22 protein-coding genes are annotated in these 23222 nt (G+C 59.4%); 10 read left to right on the top strand and 12 right to left on the bottom strand.

The genetic code is table 11. The annotated features are described in order from the left end of the window. Positions 1–145: 145 nt before the first annotated feature. Positions 146–778, bottom strand: coding sequence for an isochorismate family cysteine hydrolase YcaC (gene ycaC, locus QMX93_RS21455; protein WP_282357886.1), 633 nt, complete (start codon positions 776–778; stop codon positions 146–148). Positions 779–1015: 237 nt separating this feature from the next. Between ycaC and QMX93_RS21450 the strand changes: the two genes are divergently transcribed. From QMX93_RS21450 to QMX93_RS21430, 5 genes are all read left to right on the top strand, one after another. Then, the gene (locus QMX93_RS21450) at positions 1016–1267 is read left to right on the top strand and encodes a hypothetical protein (protein WP_212549296.1); all 252 of its coding nucleotides are present in this window, start codon (positions 1016–1018) and stop codon (positions 1265–1267) included. Next, positions 1264–2001 carry a Fic family protein gene (locus QMX93_RS21445; protein WP_282357885.1) on the top strand — a complete coding sequence of 246 codons (738 nt, stop codon included), beginning with the start codon at positions 1264–1266 and terminating at the stop codon, positions 1999–2001. Before QMX93_RS21450 ends, QMX93_RS21445 begins: the two co-directional genes overlap by 4 nt. Before the next feature lie 111 nt (positions 2002–2112). Continuing rightward, on the top strand, positions 2113–2619 hold the full coding sequence (locus QMX93_RS21440) for a sigma-70 family RNA polymerase sigma factor (protein ID WP_053119498.1): 507 nt from the start codon (positions 2113–2115) through the stop codon (positions 2617–2619). Continuing rightward, positions 2616–3584, top strand: a complete 969-nt coding sequence (locus QMX93_RS21435) for a FecR domain-containing protein (RefSeq protein WP_282357884.1) — start codon at positions 2616–2618, stop codon at positions 3582–3584. Before QMX93_RS21440 ends, QMX93_RS21435 begins: the two co-directional genes overlap by 4 nt. Before the next feature lie 100 nt (positions 3585–3684). Further along, a complete protein-coding gene (locus QMX93_RS21430; RefSeq protein WP_282357883.1) occupies positions 3685–6123 on the top strand; it encodes a TonB-dependent siderophore receptor in 2439 nt (812 codons plus the stop codon). On the opposite strand, the gene QMX93_RS21425 is transcribed toward QMX93_RS21430, so the two are convergent. The 5 genes from QMX93_RS21425 to QMX93_RS21405 form a co-directional block, all read right to left on the bottom strand. Then, the gene (locus tag QMX93_RS21425; RefSeq protein ID WP_053119493.1) at positions 6095–8602 is read right to left on the bottom strand and encodes an MMPL family transporter; all 2508 of its coding nucleotides are present in this window, start codon (positions 8600–8602) and stop codon (positions 6095–6097) included. The two genes, QMX93_RS21430 and QMX93_RS21425, sit on opposite strands and share 29 nt — an antisense overlap. A gap of 30 nt (positions 8603–8632) precedes the next feature. Beyond that, complete coding sequence (locus QMX93_RS21420) at positions 8633–9706, bottom strand: YCF48-related protein (RefSeq protein ID WP_282357882.1); 1074 nt, start codon at positions 9704–9706, stop codon at positions 8633–8635. Positions 9707–9716: 10 nt separating this feature from the next. After that, complete coding sequence (locus tag QMX93_RS21415; RefSeq protein ID WP_282357881.1) at positions 9717–11075, bottom strand: DUF1329 domain-containing protein; 1359 nt, start codon at positions 11073–11075, stop codon at positions 9717–9719. 41 nt (positions 11076–11116) lie between these two features. Continuing rightward, on the bottom strand, positions 11117–13129 hold the full coding sequence (locus QMX93_RS21410) for a DUF1302 domain-containing protein (RefSeq protein ID WP_282357880.1): 2013 nt from the start codon (positions 13127–13129) through the stop codon (positions 11117–11119). A 127-nt stretch (positions 13130–13256) separates the two neighbouring features. Beyond that, complete coding sequence (locus QMX93_RS21405) at positions 13257–13823, bottom strand: alpha/beta hydrolase (RefSeq protein WP_282357879.1); 567 nt, start codon at positions 13821–13823, stop codon at positions 13257–13259. 369 nt (positions 13824–14192) lie between these two features. Between QMX93_RS21405 and QMX93_RS21400 the strand changes: the two genes are divergently transcribed. Then, the gene (locus QMX93_RS21400) at positions 14193–15227 is read left to right on the top strand and encodes an AraC family transcriptional regulator (protein WP_053119483.1); all 1035 of its coding nucleotides are present in this window, start codon (positions 14193–14195) and stop codon (positions 15225–15227) included. Positions 15228–15288: 61 nt separating this feature from the next. Here QMX93_RS21400 and QMX93_RS21395 read toward each other — a convergent pair whose 3' ends face one another. The 6 genes from QMX93_RS21395 to QMX93_RS21370 form a co-directional block, all read right to left on the bottom strand. Continuing rightward, on the bottom strand, positions 15289–16299 hold the full coding sequence (locus QMX93_RS21395) for a putative sulfate exporter family transporter (protein ID WP_159814516.1): 1011 nt from the start codon (positions 16297–16299) through the stop codon (positions 15289–15291). Continuing rightward, the gene (locus QMX93_RS21390; protein ID WP_159814514.1) at positions 16296–16634 is read right to left on the bottom strand and encodes a Rieske 2Fe-2S domain-containing protein; all 339 of its coding nucleotides are present in this window, start codon (positions 16632–16634) and stop codon (positions 16296–16298) included. The genes QMX93_RS21395 and QMX93_RS21390 overlap by 4 nt, the downstream gene beginning before the upstream one ends. Beyond that, positions 16631–17959, bottom strand: a complete 1329-nt coding sequence (locus QMX93_RS21385; RefSeq protein ID WP_282357878.1) for an MFS transporter — start codon at positions 17957–17959, stop codon at positions 16631–16633. The genes QMX93_RS21390 and QMX93_RS21385 overlap by 4 nt, the downstream gene beginning before the upstream one ends. Before the next feature lie 92 nt (positions 17960–18051). Further along, entirely contained in the window at positions 18052–19104 is a 1053-nt protein-coding gene (locus QMX93_RS21380; protein ID WP_053119475.1) for a 3-keto-5-aminohexanoate cleavage protein, read from the bottom strand. An 83-nt stretch (positions 19105–19187) separates the two neighbouring features. After that, positions 19188–20036 carry a TauD/TfdA family dioxygenase gene (locus QMX93_RS21375; RefSeq protein ID WP_053119473.1) on the bottom strand — a complete coding sequence of 283 codons (849 nt, stop codon included), beginning with the start codon at positions 20034–20036 and terminating at the stop codon, positions 19188–19190. A 14-nt stretch (positions 20037–20050) separates the two neighbouring features. Beyond that, positions 20051–21031, bottom strand: coding sequence for a quinone oxidoreductase (locus tag QMX93_RS21370; RefSeq protein WP_282357877.1), 981 nt, complete (start codon positions 21029–21031; stop codon positions 20051–20053). A 327-nt stretch (positions 21032–21358) separates the two neighbouring features. On the opposite strand from QMX93_RS21370, the gene QMX93_RS21365 reads away from it, so the two are divergent. The 4 genes from QMX93_RS21365 (at position 21359) to QMX93_RS21350 (ending at position 23151) form a co-directional block, all read left to right on the top strand. Beyond that, a complete protein-coding gene (locus QMX93_RS21365; protein ID WP_053119469.1) occupies positions 21359–21964 on the top strand; it encodes an SCO family protein in 606 nt (201 codons plus the stop codon). Then, positions 21964–22443 (top strand): copper chaperone PCu(A)C, encoded by a 480-nt coding sequence (locus QMX93_RS21360; protein WP_282357876.1) that lies wholly within the window; start codon positions 21964–21966, stop codon positions 22441–22443. The genes QMX93_RS21365 and QMX93_RS21360 overlap by 1 nt, the downstream gene beginning before the upstream one ends. Positions 22444–22582: 139 nt before the next feature. Further along, positions 22583–22957, top strand: a complete 375-nt coding sequence (locus QMX93_RS21355; protein ID WP_282357875.1) for a hypothetical protein — start codon at positions 22583–22585, stop codon at positions 22955–22957. Next, a complete protein-coding gene (locus QMX93_RS21350; protein WP_053119463.1) occupies positions 22954–23151 on the top strand; it encodes a helix-turn-helix transcriptional regulator in 198 nt (65 codons plus the stop codon). Before QMX93_RS21355 ends, QMX93_RS21350 begins: the two co-directional genes overlap by 4 nt. Positions 23152–23222: the final 71 nt, after the last annotated feature.

Genomic DNA, 23222 nt, shown 5'->3' with positions numbered 1-23222 from the left:
GCTGCGCAGCGGCCCCCGCTTCTAAACTGAAAAAGCAGGGGCCTGCTGCGCAGCCCAACGGGGATAAATCCCCTCGCCACAGGTTAACTTTCATAGCTGAAAAAGCCTGCTTTTCAGGGCAGGCTTTTGGTTTTGCTATTTCGGTTTATTTCTGCTGAGCCGTCAGCGCCGAGTAGCCATTCATCAGGTTTCGATAGTTAGGAATCCGCTGCGACAGCAAGTTACCCAACCCTTCGATATCGTTGCGCCAGTCGCGATGCAGCTCACACGCCACCGAGAACCAGTTCATCAACTGCGCACCGGCCTGCGTCATGCGGCTCCACGCCGCTTGCTGCACGGTGGTATTGAAAGTACCGGACGCATCCGTCACCACAAACACCTCAAACCCTTCCGCCAGCGCCGACAGCGTCGGGAACGCCACACACACATCCGTCACCACACCGGCAATGATGATCTGCTTGCGACCCGTTGCCTTGATAGCCTTAACAAAATCTTCGTTATCCCAAGCGTTGATCTGACCTGGGCGAGCAATGTACGGCGCATCCGGGAACATCTCTTTCAGCTCCGGCACCAGCGGGCCGTTCGGGCCTTGTTCGAAACTGGTGGTGAGGATGGTCGGCAGGTTGAAGAACTTCGCCAAGTCAGCGAGTGCCAGCACGTTGTTCTTGAACTCGTTCGGCGAGAAGTCCTGCACCAGCGAAATCAAACCGGTCTGGTGATCAACCAGCAGCACGATAGCGTCGTCTTTGTTCAAGCGGTTGTAGGTTGGAGTGGTCATGGTGTGCGTCCTTTTTCAATGTTGGATTTGTTGTTGCGTTCAAGTTGGGTACAGATTACTGACGCATTGAAAAAGGATAAATCGGCTGAAAAGCGTTTCACCGTCAACTCAAATGGGACAATAAGCATTTGTACATTTGCCGTATCAATCCTTGCTGACGGGTCAGGCGCTGTCTGGCAAATTTGCAGATCAGACACCATGCTATGATTTGAGGGAGAAAAATTGAGGACGTTGAAAATGACCGACAGTGTCGCCACTGAAGTTCGTAAGCTCGCCAAAGCGCATAAGGTTACCGGCGATCGCGATAGCCTGAGCCGCATGGCAGTGACGATTACGCGTCTGGCAGGTGATGCCGTCGAACTCGATGGCGTTGAACAATTGCTCGTCAACCTGAAAAGGAAAGGCGTGCTGAGCAAGTCTGAAATCATGGCCCTTCAGGGCCGGTACCTTCAGGAAAAAAGGCGCAGCAATAAGCAGCTCAGCGCATGACTTTCGATCCCTTCGGCGATTTCGACACTGAAGGCTATCTGCAAAACTCGCTTAAGTTGAAAGACCCTCTCGAAGTCAAAGAATCTGAACATCTCGCCTTTGAAGCAAGCATCGATGACGCACTAGCCTATCTGGCCAAGAAAAAGTCCATCGACTACAAAGCCGTACTTAAAACACACGAAACCCTTTTCTCCGGTTTTTACCCTTGGGCAGGTAAAGACAGGAACGAACTCGTGCCCCACCTGGCTGTTTTCAAGGGATCACCGGACGATCCTCGCCATACCGTATTCGAACGCCCCGAGCTGATCAAAAGGTCAGTCGAATACGCATTGGAGCTCGCCGCAAACAAAAAACGCTTCCGGGATCGTCCAGGCGAGGTGATGGGACAGCTTGCGTCCGCCCACCCGTTCCTCGATGGCAATGGCCGCACGATTTTGCTCATCTACATGGAGTTGAGCTACCGCGCCAGATTCGCAATCGACTGGTCAAAAACAAATAAAGACGTTTACCTGCGCGCGCTCAGTGACGAAATTGGCGCCCCTTGCGAAGGTCATCTCGATGAATACCTTCGACCATTCGTAATGGATATCACCAGCCGAGACGAATGGCCGGAAATGATTGGTGGGATAAAGGGACTGGATGGTTTGGACAAGGAAGGCATCACCTATGAAAAACTGGATAATCCCGAAGTCCAGAAACTCTACAAGACTTACAGAGCAAAACCTCTTGAATGACGCGTGAAGTGTGCGAGAGCCCATTTGTGGCCCTTCAGGAACATTGCGCTGCATCTGACGGCACAGGTAATATTGAGAGAGATTCTCACTAACATCTGGAAAAGCCCACCAGTGCACTCTCCTCCGTCCAGCAAGCTGGGATTTTTCTTCAGCGATCATCACCGTTGGCTGCTGCAACATATCAATCGCCAGGTGCGCAACCATGCGGACGCCGAGGACACCGTTGCCGATACGTTTTGCCAATTGCTGGTGGCGCGCGTTGATCCGGACAGCATCGAACAGCCGCGCGCTTACCTGTCGACCATTGCCCGTCGTCTGGTGTTTGATCGTCATCGCCGGCGCAAGCTGGAGTTGGCCTACCTTGAGCGTTTGTCGACGCTGCCCGAAGCACTGGCGCCCTCCCCTGAAGAACAATTGCAACTGATCGAAGCGCTGGTCGCGATTGACCGCGCCATTGATGGCTTGCCGCTGATCGTCAAAACCACGTTCCTCTATAGCCAACTCGATGGCCTCAGCTATGTGGCGATTGCGCAGAAACTCGGGTTGTCGGAACGCACGGTCAGTCGCTACATGAAACAGGCGTTGCTGCAGTGCTATCTGTGCGAGGTGGCGCCATGAGCAAGCGGCGCATCGACCCGGTCACCGAGCAGGCCATCGACTGGATGGTCAAGCTGCGCGCCGGCACGCCCGACGCCAGACTGCAGGAGCGTTTCAACGCCTGGTTGTTGATGGATCGCGCGCACCGTCAGGCTTGGGACACATTGCAGGAACGCCTCGGTGATACGTTCAAACCGTTTCGCACGCTGGATCAACGGTTACCCGGTCAGGCCGGCGAAGCTCGTCAGGTCTTGTTGAAGCCACAGGCTTCGCGGCGCGACGCCTTGCGCGTAATCGCCGGTCTCGGCCTGCTCGGCGGCGGTCTGTTGCTGGGCAGCAAAACTCAGCTCGGCGAGTCGCTGCTGGCCGATTTGCACACCGCTCGCGGTCATCGGCAGATCTTCAATCTGGTCGATGGCAGCCGCTTGAGCCTGAATGCCGAGAGCGCGGTGGATCTGCGTTTCAATGACCGCCAGCGCCTGGTCATCCTGCGCCGGGGCGAGCTGGTGATCGATGTCGCGCCGGATGCGAATCGCCCACTGATCGTACGCACCGCCGAGGGCGAAATGCGCGCGTTGGGCACTCGCTTCCTCGTCGCTCAGGAAGCGGACGCCAGCCGCCTGGTGGTGTTGCAGCATTCGGTCGAAGCGCGGTTGTTCGATGGCACCACGCAAGTGGTCAAGGAAGGTCAGGCAGCGCTGCTCTCCACGCGCAACATCACCTTGGCCAGCGACGATGAACGCGGTCGCGCCGAATGGTTGAACGGCCGCTTGAACGTGCTCGATGAATCCCTCGAACAAGTGATCGACGCACTGCGCCCTTATCATCGCGGATTCCTGCGCGTCGCCCCCGAAGTGCGCGGCTTGCGCGTGCAAGGCGTGTTCCCGCTCGACGCCCCCGATCGAACCCTGGACGCCTTGGCCGAAACCCTGCCAATCCGCATCAATCGCTACAGCCCGTGGCTGACCATGATCAGCAAACGATGAATGCGAAAAAATATTTTATGGAAATCATTCTTGTTTGTGTCCGGTTTTCATTTCTCATCCGACCTATCTCCTGAAGCTTTAACAAAAACAGGAGATTGTTGTGTTCAACACGTGGCCCCGTAACCTTTCTGCAGCCGTTGCTCTGGCGACACTGAGCACCTCAGCGCTGGCGCAAGACTTATCGTTCAACCTGCCGGCCGGCCCACTCGCCAGTACGCTAAACGCGATTGCCGGCCAGAGCGGGCAGATCATTTCGCTGGAACCCGCGCTGGTTCAGGGCAAGCGCGCGCCGGCGGTGATCGGGCAGATGCCGGCCGAGCAAGCGCTGCAAAAGGCACTCGCGGGCAGCGGTTTGCAGTTGCGCGTCACGGGGCAAGGCAACTTCAGTGTCGAGCCGGCCAGCGACAACAGCGCCTCGCTGCAACTGGACGCCACCAACATCGTTGAACGCAGCCTCGACAGCACCACGACTGAAGGCTCCGGTTCTTACGCTGCACGCGCCGTAACCATCGGCAAAGGCACGCACACGCTCAAGGAAATTCCGCAGTCGATCACCGTGATGACGCGCAAGCAGCTGGATGATCAGGATCTGGTTGATCTGAAAGATGCGGTCAACAAAACCACCGGTCTGGTCGGCGTTCAGGGCGTGGGTAAAGGCATGATCATTACCTCGCGCGGCTTTCAGATCGATGACTGGCAGTACGACGGCGTGCCCATCCCGCGTAACACTTACGCTTTGGGCAACTGGGCGACGCAGGATCTGATTTTCTTCGACCGCGTGGAAATCCTCCGTGGTGCTTCCGGCCTGCTGCAAGGCACCGGCAGCCCCGGCGGCGCGATCAATCTGGTGCGCAAGCGCGGGCAAAACACGCCGACCGTGACCATCACCGGCAAGGCCGGTTCGTGGGATCACTACGGCCTGCAACTGGACGCCGGCGGCCCGTTGAATTCGACGGGCAACGTGCGCGGTCGCTTCGTTGCCGACGAAGACCAGAGCCAATCGTTCGTCGATTACGAATGGAGCAAAACCCACTCGCTGTACGGCGCGCTGGACTTTGATCTGCGTGACGACACCACACTCGGTCTGGCGATCAGCAACTCCGATGGCGAGTCACGCCCGATGATCCGTGGCCTGCCCCGCTACTCCGACGGCAAGCCGCTGAATGTGCCGCGCTCGACCTACGGCGGCGCGCGCTGGAACCATCTGGACATCGACGTCACCACGCTGTACGCCGATCTCGAGCACCGCTTCAACGACGATTGGGCGTTCAAGGTCGGCGCGGTGCGCATGGACGAAACCAACAAGGGCAAAAGCCAGCGCCTGCAAACCAGCGGCGACGGGATCAATCCCGATGGCAGCGGCATTCAGTACGCCGATTTCGCCACCGATTTCGACGCGACCAAACTCGGTCTGGACATGAACGTCACCGGTCACTTCGACGCCTTGTCCATGGCCCACGAAGTGATGCTCGGCGGCAACTATTCCAAATACACCTCCGACGATAAATTCGCCCGAACCTTTAACAACAACACCACCGACACGATCTTCGACATCGATCACGATCGCCCGGACATCAGCTACGAAGGCATCCTCAACACACCGGGCGGCCAAGCCACACCGAGCAAGTACGACGTTCGCCAGAAGGGTTTGTATGGCAGCTGGCGGGTCAAACCGATCGACTCGCTGACCCTCGTACTCGGCTCACGCGTCAGTTGGTATGACTACAGCTACAAGTACGCGACACAGAGAGCCTTCGGTGCGGCGATCGAGCAGCCGGAAAGCACCGCGAACGAAACCGGCGAAGTCACGCCGTACGCCGGTATCGTCTATGACCTGAGCCGCGAATGGGCGGTCTACGCCAGCTACACCGATGTGTTCGAACCGCAAACCAACCGCGACGCCAGCGGTTCAACGCTGAAACCAGTGGTCGGCAGTAACTACGAAGTCGGCCTCAAGGGCGAATTGATGGACGGCCGGGTCAACACCTCGCTGGCCGTGTTCCGCTACGACCAGGAAAACCGCGCCATCAACGACCTCGCGTCGGGCATGATCTGCGACGGTTGGTATTGCTCCAACGCCGCCGGCAAAGTCCGCAGCCAGGGCATTGAAGCCGAGATCAGCGGCGAAGTGCTGACCAACCTGCAACTGTTCGCCGGCTACACCTACAACACCACCAAGTACCTCGATGACCCGGATAACGAAGGCAAAGTCTTCAGCACCTGGACACCGAAACACATGCTGCGCGTGTGGGGCGATTACCAGTTCAGCGGCGACTGGGAACGCGTCAGCACCGGCCTCGGTTTCACCACGCAAAGCCATACGCTGGGTTACGAACACACCTACGACGTGGCCGGTTACACCGTGTGGAGCGCTCGCCTCGGCTACCAGTTGAGCAAGGAAATTGGCCTGGCAGTGAACGCCAACAACCTGTTCGACAAACGCTACTACACCTCCGCGTATAACCAGCTCAACGGCAACAACAACTTTGGCGACCCGCGCAACGTGATGTTCAGCGTGAAGTACACGCCTGAGTTTTAAGGCACTCAATGGGTTCAGCGGTTGGCGGCTGAACCCATTGCTTGACCGACACCCCGCGCAACAGAAAATGCGACAACGCTGGAATCAACACCAGTGCTCCGAGCATGTTCCACAGGAACATGAACGTCAGCAAAATCCCCATGTCCGCCTGAAACTTGATCGGCGACCAGACCCAGCACACCACGCCCGCCGCCAAGGTGATCCCGACCAGCCCAACCACGCGCCCGGTGAACGCCACGGCGTTGCGATACGCTGCGGATAACGGCAAACCTTGACGCTGATAGTGCAACTGCACGCTGAGCAGGTACAGCGCGTAATCGACGCCAATGCCCACGCCCAAAGCGATTACTGGCAACGTCGCGACTTTCACGCCAATGCCCATGACTACCATCAACGCTTCACACAAAATCGACGTCAGCACCAGCGGCAACAACGCCACCAGCGTCGCGCGCCAACTGCGGAAGGTCACCAGACAAAACAACGTGACGGCGGCGTACACGTACAGCAGCATGGTGCGATTGGCTTCGCGCACGACGATATTGGTCGCCGCCTCGATGCCGGCACTGCCCGCCGCTAGCAAAAACTGGCGCTCGTCGCTGCTGTTTTCACGGGCAAAGCGGTCGGCAATCGCGACCACCTCGTCGAGGGTCTCGGCCTTGTGATCCTTGAGAAAAGCAATCACCGGCATCACCGAGCAATCGGTGTTGAACAGTTCTGGCGAGTTGACCGAAGCCTGCTGCGCGGCATAGTTGAGGACATCTTGATTGCGCTGGATGCTGCTGAGTTTCGGGTTGCCCTCATAGGTACCGGCGGTGATCTGCCGAACCGCGTTGACCAGCGAAACAGTGGCCTGTACTCCCGAAGACTGTTGCAGTTCCCACGCCAGCCGATCGGCGAGGATCAGTGTTTTGTAGCTCAGGCAGCCCTCGGGCGGGGTCTTGATCATCACCGCGAACAGGTCGCTGGACAGTGCGTAATGCGCAGTGATCCAGGCGTTATCGCGGTTGTAGCGGGAGTCGGCGCGCAGTTCAGGCGCACCGCTTTCCAAGTCACCGACTTTCAGATGCAGGCTGATCGCGAATCCGCCGATCCCCATCAACACCGCCACCAGCACCGCGCCCGTCGCCCACTTGGCGCTGGTGAAGCGGTCGAGACAGTCCCATAACCTGCCGAAACCTTTGTGGCGGTCAGCGCGGGTATCGATTTTCAGCGCACGCTCGGCGGCTTTCGCGCCCACGCCGACATAGGACAGCGCCACCGGCATCAGTAGCAACGAGGTAAAGATCAGCACCGCGACACCGATGCTGGCGGTGATCGCCAGATCCTTGATCACCGGAATGTCGATCAGCATCAGCACGGCAAACCCGACAGCATCCGCCAACAACGCAGTGACACCGGCGATGAACAAGCGGCGAAAGGTATAGCGCGCGGCGACCAGTTTGTGCGTGCCCCGGGCGATGTCCTGCATGATGCCGTTCATCTTTTGCGCGGCGTGGGACACGCCGATGGCAAATATCAGAAAAGGCACCAGCACCGAGTATGGATCGATGGCATAACCCAGCCACGCGACAAGGCCCAGTTGCCAGACCACTGCGACCAACGAGCACCCCACCACCAGCAAGGTACTGCGCACACACCGGGTGTAGAGATAAATGATGAGCAGCGATGTGATCACCGCCAGCGCGAAGAACATCATCACCTGAATCAGGCCATCGATCAGGTCGCCCATCAGCTTGGCAAAGCCGATTACGCGCACTTTGTAAGGGCCATCGCCCTCTTTGCCAGCCTTGCGCGCAGCGCTGTCACCGGCGAATTCGATCTTGTCGCGCAATTGCTCTTCCAGCATCTGCGAGAAGTCACGGTAGTTGATCGGCTGAGCGCCGGCGCCAGCCTTGTCCAGCAACGGCACCACGAGCATGCTCGATTTCAAATCACTCGCCACCAGACTGCCGATGATGCCGGCGCGGGAGATGTTCTGGCGCAACTGCTCGATTTGCTCGGGGGTGCCCTGATAGGCGTCGGGCATCACCGGGCCGCCCTGAAAGCCTTCTTCGGTGACTTCCGTCCAGCGTACCGCCGGGCTCCACAACGACTTCATCCAGGCGCGGTCGACGCCTGCCGTGAGGAACAACTGATCGTTGACCTGTTTGAGCACGTCCAGATAGGCAGGATCGAAAATATCGCCCCGGGTGTTCTCGACCACTACCCGCACCGAGTTGCCAAGACCACGCAGCGCCTGGCGGTTTTCCAGGTAGTTCTGAATGTACGGCTGACTCTGCGGGATCATTTTTTCGAAGCTCGGTTTCAGCTCCAGACGGGTGACGGCCATGTAACCGAGCACCACGGTGATCATGGCCATCAGCAACATGAACAGCGGGCGAAAATTGAACACCATGCGCTCCAGCCGACTGCCGGAGTTGCACTCGAAATCACGTACATCACGGATCACCGGCATGCTGTCTTGTTCGATATTGCCCATATCCGGGTTCTCGCTTTTAGGGTTGTTTTCTTATTCTTTGCGCAGTGTCGAAACACCACGGGTACCAACGACCAGCATCACGCCATCGGCCGTCTGTGCTGCGCCGGTCACCGGTAATGGTTCGGGCTCATGCCGCCATTGCAACTGCGCACCATTGCCCTGGCTGACCAGCATCTGCCCGCCCTGCGTGAACAACCGGTAATGCCCGTCAGTGTCGACAAACCCGGCGGTAATGCTCGTGTGCAAGCCACTGTCCTGCGCGATCCAGTTGCGTCCGCCATCGGTGCTGCGCAGAAGGTTGCCGCGCAGTCCGTAAGCAATCACTTCACCCGGTTTGCCAAGCACGCCGAAAAAACTGCCCTGATAAGGTGTGGGCACGGCGACGAAGCGCTGTTGCGCTGCGTCCCATTTACGCAACAGCCCCTGCTCGCCGGCGATGTACAAAGCATCACCCGTGGCGGCAATCGCATTGAGGTGAAAACCCTGCGGGTTGTCGGTGCGATCCTGAAACGGCATCCAGTGTTTGCCACCGTCCGTGGTGCGCAGGATCAGGTTGAAGACACCGACCGCATAGCCGAGTTGATCATTGGCAAACCAGACGTCGAGCAACGGTTTATCCGCGCCCTGCTCCACCTGCCGCCGGCCTTCAGCAACCAGCAACGGCCATTGCTCGTTAGCCGGTTCGGCGCGGGCCAGTGCCTGATAGTGCTCGATCAGCAACGGCCCGATCTGGCGCCCGTCGAGCTGTTTGCGCCACGTCACCCCGCCGTCGCTGCTGTGCAAAATCACCCCGTCGTTACCGACCGCCCAGCCTTGTGACGGCGAAGAAAAATTCACCGCCGTCAGGTCGCAGCTCACCGGCACGGCGGCCTGTTGCCAATGCTGGCCGCCGTCATCGGAGTAAACGATGTGCCCGCGCTGCCCAACGGCAACCAGTCGTGCCCCTGCCCGGGCCACGCCGGACAGCGCACTGCTGGCTGCCAGGGCACTGACCCTGGCAGGCTGATCCAGCACATCGAAATAGCCGTCCGCGCGGGCGACGCCCTGCAACAGCAGCAGGCACATGCCGAGCGTCACACCGCCGTATTTTTTCTGCCAATACATACCGCGCCCTCTAGCGAATACCGCTGCCGGCCAACGACTCCGACGACCATTGCGCCTTCGAAAGCGGATCGATGTACTTGATGCCGCCGTAAGGCCCGACGACGCCGTTGATGTTGTAGGTGCCGCCGACCAGGTCGTAGATCATGAAAGGGGTCGAGTCCGGCACCTGTTTGTCGTAGCTCTGGCTGAGAAAGGCAAACGAGCCGCGATAAAGCTGTCCACGGGCGTCATATTGGTCGGAGGCCAGCGCTGTCCAGCTGTCCTCATCGAGATAGAAGCGGCGTTTCTGATAGATGTGCCGGGCGCCGGGTTTGAGATTGCCTTCCACCACCCAGACCCGGTGTTTCTCCCAACGCACGTAGTCAGGCGCCACATGATTGGCGGTGGTCAACGCCTTGGGATCCTGCGCATAGGTCAGTTTGTAGGTGTTGTACGGCACGATCATTTCCTGCTTGCCGACCAGCTTCCAGTCGTAGCGATCCAGTGCGCCGTTGAACACGAACACATCGTCATAAGTACCCGCACCGGCAGTGCCCGGGTTCGGCGTGTCGTACGCCAGGTTCGGCGCCAGTTTGACCCTACGCTGCCCCGGCAGGTATTGCCAGGCGCGACGCGGTTGTTGCAACGGGTTGGCGGCGTCCTTGAGCATCATCGCTTCACCCGCACGGCGCGCCGGGCCGGTGTACGTCAGCTTCATCTGGTAATACACGTCAGCGCTGCTGATCGGTTGCGCGAGGTTTTCATAGATCGGGTAGGAGATGAACGCCTGCCCGGTGATGGCCAGACTGGCAACCCCGGCAGCGTCGACATTCCATGAGTCGTATTTTGAGCTGATGTTGACGCCCTGATAGCGCAGCAGGAAATTCCACATCGCTTCGTTGCCCGATTGCGGAATCGGAAACGGCACACCCGGCAGAACATTGTCGACGGCCAGACCACCTTCGAGCGACTTGGCGCCCGTGGCATTTTTCACACCGTTGTCCAGCACCGCTTTAGGCAGCGAGACGGTGCGGTGCGTCGGGTAGACATTGATGTGAAACGTGGCAAAACGCTTGGCCAGTTCGACCGCCGTCGCCGAGAGCTCGCCCTTGTACTGATCCACGTTCTTGCCATCGATCACCAGCAGCGGTTTCTCGTCAGCGAAAGGATCCGGGCGCATGCTGTCGCCGGTTTTGTAGGTGGCCGGCGGTGTGGTCAGCCCGCCTGTATAAGCGGGTATCGAACCGTCGGCATTGGCGGCTTTTTCCGCGCCGACCAGGGTGAGGTTATTGCCCAGTTTGGCCGCATCCTGCGCCGAAACGGCGGCCTGCGCTTGCGCGGCGATCGCCATGGTCAGTGAAACGGCGAGCATTGTAGGGACGAATTTCATCGTGTGGTTCTCCTGTCTTTGAGACTTGAGCCAAGGTTGAATCAGAAGGTGGTTTTCATCGTCAGGTACACGGCGCCACGGTCAGCCGTGGTCGCGCCGCCACCGGAAAACGCCGAGTAACCGCCGCCGTAACAGGCGTAGTTCTGGTTGCCACTGAACGCGTTAGGGGTCGAACCATCGCCTTTGCCGGCCTGGTCGGCGCCGGTGCTCAGGCCGCTGGTGTCGCACTTGTCGGTCTTGCCGAAAGCATCGACGTATTTGAGGTCGATGAAGTATTTGTTGTACGCCACGGCACCGAGGCCGACCGCATAGTTGCCGGTGTTTTTCGCACCGCCACCGGACACCGGCGACACCCCGGCCAGACCGGCGTTGATCGACAGCGGCATATTCAAATCAACACCCGGCAGCACCTGGTACCAGGTCGGCGTAAAGTTGATCGCGATGCCCCAGTTATCCCGGGTGGGCGCGTCGATGCCGCGATAACTGTCCTCGCCTTTGTAGAGGGCTTTGTTCTTGTCATCGAGCTTGAGCAGATTGCTGTAGTACAGCTCGGAGAGCAGGGTTGCCGAATCGAACAGCGGCGTCTTCGGCAGTGACATCAAACCATTGAGCGTCCAGTGCAGCGTGTCACCCGTGGCGCTCATGCTGTCGCCACGGCTTGGCGTGTCGTAGATCACGCCCGTCTCGGCGGTGCGTGCCGGCAACAGCCCTAAACCTGCGCCCAACCCCGCAGGACTGGTCGAGCTGACAATCGCCGGAATGCTCGCCAGTGGCATGTTGTGCCGGATGTTGAGATCCGAGCCGACGCTCACCCCGCCCACGTCCTTGGACAAACTCAGGCCGAAAATCTGAATGTTGTCGGCGTACGCCAGTTGGTAACTGCTGGTGCTCAATGAGTTGAGGATGTTGACGACGCCCGGCACTTGCCCCGCCGGGCGGCTGCCGTTGGCATTCAGCGATGTCAGGCCGGTGGCATTCAACCAGGCTTGAGGGAGAATGTCGGAGGTCTTGCGGTAGTAAAAACCGAGCGTGCCGTCGAGCCACGCAGGCGACCACTTGGCCATGACACCCCAGTCACCGCTGCTGCCCGGTGTCAGGTCATGCCCGCGACGCACATTGGTCAGGCCGTTGCACGGAGCGACGCCGCAGCCCAGCGGGCTGCCGGGCACCACGCCATTGGTGTTGCCGAGCAGAAAAGATTGCGCACCGAAACCAACCAGATCGGAGCCGCCGTAATAAGTGCCGGCCTCCGGCAAGCGAGCAGCGTCCCAATCAAGAAAGTACTGAGCACCCAGCGTCAGCTCAGGGTTGACGGTGAACGACGTCGATAATTGCTTGCGCGGGACGAACAGCTCCTTGGCTTCAGTGCCGGGCGACGCCGACAGTTTCGCCAGATCCAGGCCGGACTGGCCGTAGCTGACCGAATGCACCGGGTTGAGCAGCGTTTCGCCCCAGAACACGTTGTGTTGACCAGCCTTGAGGCTCAGCAGCGATTGCTCGCCGACTTCCGTGTTGTAAAACACAAAAGCATCGAGAATTTCCCCGGAAGGCCCGGTGTAATAACGCTGTGCGTAGCGACTCAGGTGCGGGCTGCCGTTGCCGACGTTGTCTTGGCTGACGCCGGCCAGACGTGGGTCATTGGCGACCAGACCCGATCGTGCGTCGTTGCCATTGACGAAAGGATTGGAATTGGAGCCGGTATTTTCATAGGCCTGGTCGTACCAACTGGCCGCACTGACGCGAAAGCCCATCGAGTTTTTGTAGACCACGTCCATCTCGGTCAGCAGGTCGATACGGTTGCTGATGTTGGTGCCGGCCTTGCGAAAGTTGTAATCGCCGTCGTTGTTGTTCGGCGTGGCCAACATCCGTTTGTCGGCACTTTCGGTGCGTACGCCGTAGTTGTATTTGACGGTGTTATCCAGCCGCGCCGTCCAGTCCGGGTTGCCCGTATCGATCTCGACCGCATGGGCGCTCGGTAGCGCTGCGGCCAGCATGGCCGAGGCCAGCAAGGTGTAACGCGAAGGCGCAAGCCCATGGCGCTTGGTGATGTGCATCGTGTCTTCTCCGCTTTTTTGTAGTTGTTTTTAAGCGCAGCCGCCCTCGCGCTTTCCCGGTGTGCGGGAAGACGTTTTCAGAAATGAGGGCAAGTGCCGGCAGGCGTTCAGCCAGCCGGCGTCTGAATCAACGATCCAGTTCCTGGATCAACAGTTCGGCGTCCGGCCACGCGCCAAAACCGGCGGCCGGGTTGAGATGACCCACCGCTCCCAGCGAGCGCAGCTCAGCGCCCCAGCCTTCGGCGAGGTGAGTGACGGCTTCGAGGCTGGCGAGGTGATCGTTAGTGCTGGCAGCGACCAGGCTGCGAAACGGTAATGGGCCACGAGGTAGAGGGTTCCAGCCCTGAGCACGCAGGGTCTGGGGCGACGGATAGCCCGCCGGCCAGTGAGCATCGAGATCCGGTGGCGTCGCCAGCAATGCACCTTTGATTGCACGCGAGTGCTGCGCCGCCCAGTGCGCCACCATCAACACGCCGGCGCTGTGGGCGACCAGAATCACCGGGCCGTCGATCTGTTCCAGTGCCTGCTGAATCGCCCGAACGCGCGCAGCGAGGTCGAGTTTGTCGGTGGTCAGCGGCGGCACACTGCGGACTTTTTCCAGGCGCGCCTCAAGCAGCGTCTGCCAATGTTCGGCCACATGCTCGCGCAGGCCCGGTACGATCAGAACGGTTGCGGCAGTCTGCAATTTGTCCACGTCAACACCTTCGCTGTCTCGATGACTCGACTGGCTGTTTCGCCAGAATCTTTTTGTTGTGTCGACATTAAAGAGCGCTCGGCCGGGGTGCTTTTCATTGGACGTCAGGCACTTTTCTTTTGATGACAGAATTTCCTCCGCCGGACGGATGCCGCCCCCGTAGGAGCTGCCGCAGGTTGCGATCTTTTGACGTTGTCTTTCAAAAACAAGATCAAAAGATCGCGGCCTTCGGCAGCTCCTACACAGATCGCTGTTCACGACTTTGCGACAGCGTTAACACAGCCGCTGTCGCAACTGTTCAATTGCAGATGCTCTGGATATAGTCACCCAGTACTTCCTTATCGTTATCGAACCAGGAAAGAACCCAGCATGCCCACGCTTGTTCGCGCCGCTGTCCTGACCAACTACCTGGAGGTCACGCAATACCTTGGCTTCAATCCGCGTGATGTACTGGCGGCGGTCGGCCTGAGCAAAGCACAGCTGCTGGCGCCCGAGCAGCGCATTCCGATTGATTCGGCGGTGCGGCTACTGGAAGACTCGGCCGCCGCCAGTGGCTGCCAGACGTTCGGCCTGAGCATGGCCGAATCCCGTCAGCTTTCAGATTTTGGCGTGGTCAGTTTGCTGCTCAGCCATCAGCGCACGCTGCGTGACGCCCTGCAGGTGGTTGTGCAATACCGGCATTTGATGAATGACTCGCTGGCGATCTTCGTTGAAGAGGCCGGCAAGATGGTGATCATTCGCGAAGAAGTGGTCACGCAAACGCCGATGCCCAGCCGACAGGCCACCGAGTTGGCCATCGGCGTGATGTTCCGTCTGTGCTCGGCGCTGCTCGGTACGCACTGGCATCCCTACAGCGTCAACTTCACGCATCAGGCGCCCGATAATCTGCAACTGCATCGACGCCTGTTCGGCTGCACGCTGGAGTTCGGCAGCGAGTTCAACGGCATCGTCTGTTCCGATGCCAGCCTCGACGTCACCAACCCTAACGCCGACCCGGCCATGGCGCGCTATGCGCAGAGTTATCTGGACTCCCTGCAAGGCCATGAAAGCCATTCGCTGCTGCTTGAAGTGCGCAAGGCTATCTATCTGCTGTTGCCGATGGGCCGCGCCACCATCGAGCAAATTGCTCAGACCCAAGGCATGAACGTGCGCACGCTGCAACGTCGCCTCAAGGACGACGGCTGTGCTTTCAACGATGTGATCAATGAAGTGCGACGCGATCTGGTGTTGCGCTACCTGGAAAATCCCAACTACTCGCTGAGCCGCATCGCCGACTTGCTCGGCTACTCGATGGCCAGCTCCTTCACCCGCTGGTTCATTACCCAGTTCGACATGCCGCCCGCCACTTGGCGGGCAAAAAAAACGGCGACTGCTGGTACAGTCGCCGCGAAAAAACCGGTGTGATTGGCACCGGTTTAACTACCGCACCGGGCCGACGAGTCAGCACGGTGCGGCCTGCCTTACCTTAGAAACCCCAGTGCAACACCAGAAGCACCAGCACCGCGAGAAACACGGTCTCGCCGACCATCAGCAAAATCGGTTTGATGCCAACGGCGGCCAGCTCCTTGAGCTGTGTCTTCATGCCCAGTGCGCTGATGGAAATCACCAGGCTCCAGCGCGACAGCTCATTGACCGCGCCTTGCACTGCCGGCGCTACCCAACCGGTGCTGTTGATACAGGCCAGCAGCAGAAAACCGACGGCAAACCAAGGCAGCAATGGCGGGCGTTTCCCTGACGTATCAGCCCCCTGCAAACGCGTGACCATCGCCGCGCAGACAATCACCGGCAACAGCATGGCCACGCGCATCAATTTCACCACCGTGGCGGTATCCCCGGTTTCCGTCGACAAGCTGTAACCGGCACCCACCACCTGGGCGACGTCATGAATGGTCGCGCCCAAAAACACGCCCGCCACTTGCGGCGAGAGTTCCAGCCACTTGGCAATCATCGGGTAGACAATCATCGCCGTGGTCGACAACGCCGAAACGCCGATGACGGTAAACAGCGTGGCCCGCTCTTTCTGCGGGTGATGGGGCAGCGCCGCCGCCAGCGCCAACGCCGCCGAGGCGCCGCAAATTGCCGTGGCGCCGCCGGTGAGCATGCCGAACAAGCGCTGAAAGCCCAACGCCTTCGCGGCCACCACTGACACGCCAATGGTCACCACCACCAAAAACACCACCAGTGCCACAGGCTTCCAGCCCAGCGCGGCAATTTGCTCAAGGGTGATGCGCATACCCAGCAGCGCTACACCAATGCGCAACACCGTGCGCGCAGTGAATTCGATGCCGGCCTTGCACACGCCATCACCGGCCAGAAAATTCAGCGCCATGCCCAGCAGCAACGCGAACAGCATCACCGGCGCACCGTAATGCTCGGACAAAAACGAAGCAGCTGCGGCGACGATCAGGCTGACGATAAACCCCGGGGCCAACTCGCGTGTCTGGCTATGAATACGGGTAAGCGCAACGGTACTCATGCCATAGACTCCTCGCAAGCGAGGACGATAAACGCCTGACCATCAATGACTTCAACCGGGTAGCGTGTGACTTTGACCTGCTTCGAATTGAGCAAATAGCCGCTGCGCAGATCGAAGCGCAAACCATGCGCGCAACACTGAATGACCTGGCCCTCCAGCCGACCGCCACACAGCGATGCACCCTGATGGGGACAGCTGTCGTCGATGGCCAGCAACTCACCGTCGACGTTGAACAGTGCCAGGCTTTTATCGGCGAACTCAAACAGTGACCGCCCTCCTCTCGGCGGGCACTTGTTGTCTGGTACAGCAACGCGCAATGCAGGAAGACGACTCATACTTTCACCTCGCAGGCGACTTCATTGACCGGGTCGCTGACGCGTTCGCCCGCCAGCCGGGCAATGTCTTTGAGGTAATGACTGCGCGCGTAGAAGAATACTGCGGCGGCCGCGATACTCACCAGCGGTACGAATTGAAAAGCTGCGTGCAGGCCGATCAGATCGGACAATTTGCCGGTGATGAAGGGCCCGGGCGCCAGCCCCAGCAGGTTATTGGCCAGGGTCAGTGTGGCGAAAGCTGTGCCGTGCACCGAGTAATGCGTCAGGTTGGCAACCATCGCCCCGGCAGGTCCGGTGGTGCCAGTGGCGATCAACATGCCCAAGCCGATCAGCAGCAATTGCGCGGGCCCAGCCGGCAAGGCGAAGGCCGCCGAAAGCAGCAAGCAACTGCCCAGGCAATAAGCGATGGCCAATGCGACTTTGCGCTCAGGCGCATGACGGCACAGCCGATCACTGATCATCCCGCAGACAATCATTCCCGCGCCGCTGCACAACACAATGACCGCCGCCACCGCACCGGCCTTGTCGGTGCCCATGGCGTAATAACGGTTGAGGTAACTGGGCATCCAGACGATCACCGTGCCGCAGACGAACAACTGCAAACCGCTGCCGATGTACGTCGCCACCACCGAGCGACTGGAATACAAGGTGCGCAGCGGACGCTTGATCGCCGCCGCGGCTTTACTCGCCGCACGGGTTGCGCACTGCGGCGCAATCCGCGCTTGCTTGACGATCAGCGGGTACAGCAGCGCCAGCACCAGACCGAACAGCGCCATGCCAGCGAACGACCAGCGCCAACCCATCTTCGCAGCGATCACCCCACCCAACGCCATGCCCAGCACCGAGCCGAACATACCACCGGCCATAAACGCGCTGGCGAGGGTGGCGCGCATGTGTTTGGGAAACACCGAAATCACCACCGCGATGCCGACGCTGCCGTAAGCCGCCTCGCCGACACCGACCATAAACCGCGCAATGAACATCTGCGGATAGTCCTGCGCCACCGCGCAACCCAGTGTGGCCACGCTCCAGAGAAAAGCCATGAAGGCTAGACTTCTCACCCGACCAAAACGGTCGGCCAGCAGCGACAGCGGAAAGGTCAGCAACCCGACCATCAACGCGACGATGCCACTGAGCAAGCCCAGTTGACTGTCGCTCAAGGCCCACTCGACCTTGAGCATCGGAAACACCGCGTTGAGTACCTGACGCGACATGTAATCGGAAATCAACAAGCCGAACGTCAGGGAAAAAACGATCCAGGCATATGTGCGCGCAACACCGACGTCGTTATCGTCGTCATCGCTGGCGCTGGGGTGATAGGCCATGCAGCCTCCTCGAAACTTTGTTGTATTTGTTGTTATCGAGCTGTTGGGGTAACGCAACGGACGAGAGGCCAGCGGCCCCTCGCCCGGTTCAGTCAGCCGCGTTGCGGCAGACCTTTTTGCCCGGCCTTGCGGTTGGGCGCCATGCCGTTGGCCAACAAGGTTTCTTCGATGCTCTGATACGCCACGCCAATGCGATAAATCTCGCGGGCTTCCTTGCCGGTAGCAATCTCGCGCCCCAGTTCATGGGCAATGCGCACGGTCTGCTGAATCTGCTGCACCGACCCGAAGCGATCGCCCTTGTGATCAATGATCGTGTCTTCATTGCCGACTCGCGGATGCAAGCCCATCGCCAACGCCATGGTGTTGAACGGCAGCACGTTCTTGAGCAACGACTCGGACGTCAGGGTGCACGCGTCCGGTACGCGATGGATAAAGTTGAAGAAGTTGAACGGGTTCGGCCCGTCGAAACCACCGCCGATGCCAATCCAGGTTAGGTTCAGCGGGCCCATGTACACACCGCTGCGCACCAGACGCATCAGGGTTTCCAGGGCATGCATGCCGGTCAGTTGAAAGTGTGGCTGGACGCCTGCGGCCATCAACCGGCGCAAATGTTCGGCGACCCAGGCCGGGCCGGCCGGCACGGTCATTTCGCTGTATGCGGCATGAATGGCCGGGTTGTCCAGCGAGGTGCCTGCGAGGTATTCCGGGTACAGCAGCTCCATGATGTTCATCTGGGTGGTGTTGATCGCCACCGTGACCTGATCCGGTTTCGGTGTCAGTTCCGCGAGCATGTGCCGGGTGTCATCGGACAGCCACTTGGCGGCTTCACCATCGCTTTCCGGGGCGAAGGAAATCGAACCGCCGACCTGGATAATCATGTCTGGCACCGCTTCGCGCACACCGGCGATCAACTCATTGAATTTCGACAGACGCTTGGAACCCTTGCCGTCGAGTTCACGCACATGCAGGTGCAAGACAGTGGCGCCCGCCTCGTAGCAATCGACCGCTTTCTGCACCTGTTCATCCATGGTCAGCGGGATGTCTTCGGGGAAATCTTCCGGCATCCACTCGGGGCCATACGGGGCCACGGTGATCACCACTTTTTCCATGTTTTCCGGGTGCAGGGAATCATCGAGAAATTGCATGGGGTACTCCTTTTTTATGATTGTCCGCGCAGCCGGGTTCGCACCTGGCTGGCGTTTTCGAGTGCGAATGCAGTAAGGGTCGATCAGTAAGTCTTGTCGCCGACGATCCCGGCACGCTCCATCTTGCGATGGCACAACGGGTAATCCATCACGGCGTAATGCTGGGTGCTGCGGTTGTCCCAGATCGCAATGCTGTTGGGTTTCCAGCGCCAGCGCACCTGGTATTCCGGGATGTACGCCTGGCTGATCAGGTAGCGCAGCAACTCACTTGCGCCGGGGTTGGCGTCCTGGCCGAAGCGCACCCGAGCGGGGGTGTGGTAATTGCTGAAGTGTGTGGTGAAGGCGTTGACGAACAGCACTTTTTCCAGCGTGTCCGGATGCGTGCGCACCACCGGATGCTCGGCATCGGGGTACGTCGCCCTAAGCGCCAGGCGTCTTTCGATCGGCAGCGCGGCACCGAAGCTGGCTTCGATGCTGTGCCGGGCACGCAGATCGGCAATCTTGATCTTCACGTCTTCCGGCAAGCGCGCATACGCCTCGACCATATTGGCCCACATGGTGTCGCCGCCCACCGGCGGACATTCGACACAGCGCAAGACACAACCCATCGGCGGCGCCTCACGCCAGGTGGCGTCGGTGTGCCAGGAGTTTTCGTAGCGTTCCGGCGGATGCTCCGGGCTCTTGTAGATCCGCACCAGCCCGGGATGATCCGGATCACTGCCAACCATCGGGTGATCTTCAAGCTCACCGAAGCGCCGGGCAAAGGCCACGTGATCGGCACGGCTGATGTCCTGATTACGCAGGAACAACACGCGGTGCTTGAGCAATTGCGCGCGAATTTCGGCAAAAAGACCGTCGTCATGTACCGCGTCGGCAAGGCTGACGCCCTCAAGCTCGGCGCCAATGCTGCACGTCAGTTGTTCGACTCTCATGGCTGACGACTCCTTCAGATGACGAAAATCGATGAGCCGGTGGTCTTGCGCGATTCCAGGTCACGGTGGGCCTGAACGGCGTCCTGCAACGCGTAGTGCTGGTTGATTTCGATCTTGATCCGGCCACTGCCGACCAGGTCGAACAGCTCGCCGGCCAACGCGGCTTTTTCCTCGGGGTCGGCGATATAGTCAGCCAATGCCGGGCGGGTCATGAACAGCGAGCCCTTCATTGCCAGCAACATCGGATCGACCGGCGGAATCGGCCCGGAAGCCGTACCGACGCACACCATCAGACCGCGACGTTTGAGCGAGTCCAGCGAGCCCATGAAGGTGTTCTTGCCAACACTGTCGAACACCACGTTGACGCCAACGCCGTCGGTCAATTCGCGAACCTGTTGCGCGACGTCCTGGTGGCTGTAATTGATCACATGGTCGCAGCCATGGGCACGGGCGATTTCGCCTTTGGCCTCGGTGGAGACGGTGCCGATGACCGTGAGCCCGAGCAACTTGGCCCACTGCGAAACGATCAGACCGACGCCACCGGCAGCAGCGTGCAGCAAGATACTGTCGCCCGATTTGAAGTCGTGGATACGCCGCATCAAGTAAGCCGAGGTCAGCCCGCGCATGGTCATCGCGGCAGCCGTTTCGAAACTGATGGTTTCCGGCAGTTTGATCAGCGGAGCGGCGGATATCAGACGCTCAGTGCTGTAGGCGCCGAGGGTGTTGAGAAACCCGGTGTAAGTGACACGATCGCCCACCCGCACATTGCTCACGCCCTCGCCGATGGCCTGCACCACACCGGAGGCTTCAACGCCCATGCCGTTAGGCAGCGGGATCGGGTAAGTGCCGTTGCGAAAGTAGGTGTCGGCGTAGTTGAGGCCCACCGCCACATGACGAAGACGCACCTGGCCTGGGCCGGGATCGCCAACGTCGACATCTTCATAGCGAAGCACGTCGGGATCACCGGATTCGTAGAAGCGCACTGCTTTGGCCATTTTTCTTATTCTCCCTGCAAGGTTGGGCGTATCGCTCGATTGGCGTTGACCTGACTCTAGGTCGCGCGCCAGGCAATCGCTTCGCATCAGGCGACAATGGCTTTTCATTTGATGACAACGGGTAGCAAGACAAACAGGCGTCCGACGGGCCGCCCTCTCTGACGCTCACGCGCTACCGGTCACTTTTTCTTACACCTTTTGTCGCCAGATCCTACGCCGTACGGCGATCCGGAGCCGGTCGTTGCCGTCAGTTTGGTATCATGCGCCGCTTTTACGGTTAACCACCGCCCGTCCTGTCGACGGGCGGGCTGCAAAAGGCGGTATTAGATGACGGCTTTGTTGACTCGCCGCAAGGTGCTTGCGGGAATGGGCGTACTCGGGCTCGGCCTGCTCGCCGGCTGCGACACCCGCGGCGAACTGTCGTACAAGTACGGCAAAGATCTGAGCGACAAGATCCTGGGACGCACTTTCAAGCTGAAGAACACCGACGGCGAAACCATGTCGCTGTCGAGCTTTCGCGGCATGATGCCGATGATCTTCTTCGGCTTCACTCAATGCCCGGCGGTCTGCCCCACCACCCTCGCCCGCGCGGCGAAAATCAAGAAACTGATGGGCAAGGACGGCGATCGTTTGCAGGTGATTTTCATCACCCTCGACCCCGAACGTGACACGCCAGAAATCCTCGACGCCTACATGAAAGCCTTCGACCCGAGCTTCGTCGCGCTGTACGGCACCGTTGAAGAAACCAAGGCCACCGCCAAGGAATTCGACGTGTTCTACGAGAAAGTCCCGGCCGGCGACACCTACACCATCTCGCACACGTCGACCAGTTACGTCTACGACTCCCGTGGCGGCCTGCGCCTGGGCCTGTCCACCTCGCTTTCGGCAGAAGAATGCACGGAAGACTTGCTTACCGTTATGGAGGTTTGCTGATGCACCCTGTTCTGAACAACATCAAACGTGCTGCGATTGCCCTGTCGCTGATGGGCCTGGCGTTTCAGGCCTCCGCGCAGACCAAAGTCGACGACGCGTGGGTTCGCGCCACCGTGCCGACCCAGACCGCCAGCGGCGCATTCATGACCGTCACGGCCGACAGCGACAGCAAGTTGCTCAGCGTTGCCACACCGATCGCCAAAGACGTGCAGATCCACGAAATGACCATGAAGAATGACGTCATGAGCATGGGCCCGGTGAAGTTCGTCGAGCTGCCGGCGGGCAAAGCGGTGAAGCTTGATCCAAACGGCTACCACGTGATGCTGATGGGCCTGAGCTCGCAGTTGAAAGAAGGCGAAACCGTGCCGCTGACCCTGACCGTCGAGAACGCCAAGGGCGAGAAAGAAACCCTCGAGGTCAAAGCACCGGTTCGCTCGCTGACCAACATGGAAGGTCACGATCACAGCAAAATGCACTGATCTGACTGACTGAAACACCTGCGGGGCGGCCTGATCAACGATCATGCCGCCCCGTTTTTTTGAGCTCATGGAAAGCGTGCTTTACATCGGCAAATTCTTCGGCGAGGATGTAAAGGGTCTTTTACATAGGAAGTGAAGAATGAACCGCTACTACCTCGAAATGGGCGCCGCATTGGTTCTCTACGTGCTGGTGTTGAGCCTTTCCCTGATCGCCAGCCAATCCCTGCTGGACGCCAACATTTTTCTGCGATCCGTGGTGGCCCTGACCCCGATTATTCCGGCGGGTCTAATGTGCTGGGCGATCGTGCGCAACATGCGGCGCATGGATGAAATGCATCTGCGCATCCAGTTTGAAGCCCTCGGTTTTGCCTTCGCCGCCTCGGCACTGCTGACGTTCAGTTACGGGTTTCTAGAAAACGTCGGCGCGCCGCACATTCCGTGGACGTGCGTGTGGCCGGTGATGGGGCTGATGTGGATTGCTGGGCTGCAGATTGCGCGACGCCGCTACCAATGAAAAACCGTCTGAAGGCACTGCGCGCCGAGCGCAAGTGGTCGCAGGTTGATCTGGCGGAGCGCTTGAACGTGTCGCGGCAGACCATCAATGCGATCGAAAACGAACGCTACGATCCGAGTTTGCCGCTGGCATTCCAGATTGCCCGGGCATTCGAAATGCCCATAGAAAGCATCTTCAACGACGGTGAAGCCTGACCCGATCCCCCTGTAGGAGCTGCGGCACGCTGCGATCTTTTGATTTTGATTTTTAAAAGCAGGATCAAAAG

Source organism: Pseudomonas sp. PS01303 (assembly GCF_029959385.1).
Lineage (GTDB): Bacteria > Pseudomonadota > Gammaproteobacteria > Pseudomonadales > Pseudomonadaceae > Aquipseudomonas > Aquipseudomonas rustica.
This window is presented reverse-complemented; position numbering and strand designations above follow the sequence as displayed.

Bases quoted from the DNA above. Each gene is read 5' to 3' on its own strand.
- QMX93_RS21360 (WP_282357876.1), top strand. From the start codon at position 21,964: ATGCACCCTGTTCTGAACAACATCAAACGTGCTGCGATTGCCCTGTCG.
- QMX93_RS21365 (WP_053119469.1), top strand. From the start codon at position 21,359: ATGACGGCTTTGTTGACTCGCCGCAAGGTGCTTGCGGGAATGGGCGTA.
- QMX93_RS21450 (WP_212549296.1), top strand. From the start codon at position 1,016: ATGACCGACAGTGTCGCCACTGAAGTTCGTAAGCTCGCCAAAGCGCAT.
- QMX93_RS21410 (WP_282357880.1), bottom strand. From the start codon at position 13,129: ATGCACATCACCAAGCGCCATGGGCTTGCGCCTTCGCGTTACACCTTG.
- QMX93_RS21400 (WP_053119483.1), top strand. From the start codon at position 14,193: ATGCCCACGCTTGTTCGCGCCGCTGTCCTGACCAACTACCTGGAGGTC.
- QMX93_RS21375 (WP_053119473.1), bottom strand. From the start codon at position 20,036: ATGAGAGTCGAACAACTGACGTGCAGCATTGGCGCCGAGCTTGAGGGC.
- QMX93_RS21390 (WP_159814514.1), bottom strand. From the start codon at position 16,634: ATGAGTCGTCTTCCTGCATTGCGCGTTGCTGTACCAGACAACAAGTGC.
- QMX93_RS21350 (WP_053119463.1), top strand. From the start codon at position 22,954: ATGAAAAACCGTCTGAAGGCACTGCGCGCCGAGCGCAAGTGGTCGCAG.
- QMX93_RS21435 (WP_282357884.1), top strand. From the start codon at position 2,616: ATGAGCAAGCGGCGCATCGACCCGGTCACCGAGCAGGCCATCGACTGG.
- QMX93_RS21385 (WP_282357878.1), bottom strand. From the start codon at position 17,959: ATGGCCTATCACCCCAGCGCCAGCGATGACGACGATAACGACGTCGGT.
- QMX93_RS21380 (WP_053119475.1), bottom strand. From the start codon at position 19,104: ATGCAATTTCTCGATGATTCCCTGCACCCGGAAAACATGGAAAAAGTG.
- QMX93_RS21445 (WP_282357885.1), top strand. From the start codon at position 1,264: ATGACTTTCGATCCCTTCGGCGATTTCGACACTGAAGGCTATCTGCAA.
- QMX93_RS21415 (WP_282357881.1), bottom strand. From the start codon at position 11,075: ATGAAATTCGTCCCTACAATGCTCGCCGTTTCACTGACCATGGCGATC.
- QMX93_RS21370 (WP_282357877.1), bottom strand. From the start codon at position 21,031: ATGGCCAAAGCAGTGCGCTTCTACGAATCCGGTGATCCCGACGTGCTT.
- QMX93_RS21355 (WP_282357875.1), top strand. From the start codon at position 22,583: ATGAACCGCTACTACCTCGAAATGGGCGCCGCATTGGTTCTCTACGTG.
- QMX93_RS21420 (WP_282357882.1), bottom strand. From the start codon at position 9,706: ATGTATTGGCAGAAAAAATACGGCGGTGTGACGCTCGGCATGTGCCTG.
- ycaC (WP_282357886.1), bottom strand. From the start codon at position 778: ATGACCACTCCAACCTACAACCGCTTGAACAAAGACGACGCTATCGTG.
- QMX93_RS21395 (WP_159814516.1), bottom strand. From the start codon at position 16,299: ATGAGTACCGTTGCGCTTACCCGTATTCATAGCCAGACACGCGAGTTG.
- QMX93_RS21425 (WP_053119493.1), bottom strand. From the start codon at position 8,602: ATGGGCAATATCGAACAAGACAGCATGCCGGTGATCCGTGATGTACGT.